This window comes from Porphyromonas levii, from assembly GCF_018206105.1.
Classification (GTDB): domain Bacteria; phylum Bacteroidota; class Bacteroidia; order Bacteroidales; family Porphyromonadaceae; genus Porphyromonas_A; species Porphyromonas_A levii.
Genome location: NZ_JADRGN010000107.1, coordinates 1 through 262 on the forward strand (window position 1 = coordinate 1; position 262 = coordinate 262).

A 262-nucleotide genomic window follows, 5' to 3' on the forward strand; every position below is an offset into this window, starting at 1 on the left:
TCAATAAAAACAACTGTCAATACATGGAGAGCAAAGGCATTGTCCCGACAGGGAAAAGACTAGGACGCCCACCTAAACAAGAAAAGACAGAGGCTGAACTCAAGGAGATGCACCGACGTAATGAGGTAGAGGGGACTTTCGGAACCGTGAAGATGTGCTACGGAGCTGCTAGGATAAGGACTCGACTTCCAGAGACAACGGAGGTCGCAGTCGCCATGTCGTTCTTAGCGAAAAACGTGATAACGTTCCTCAGGGAACTTAT

1 protein-coding gene is annotated in these 262 nt (G+C 48.5%); it reads left to right on the forward strand.

All coding sequences use genetic code 11. The annotated features are described in order from the left end of the window. Window positions 1-23: 23 nt before the first annotated feature. Window positions 24-262 (forward strand): transposase (locus tag IX315_RS09685; protein ID WP_244973147.1); only part of this gene is annotated, 239 nt, incomplete at its 3' end.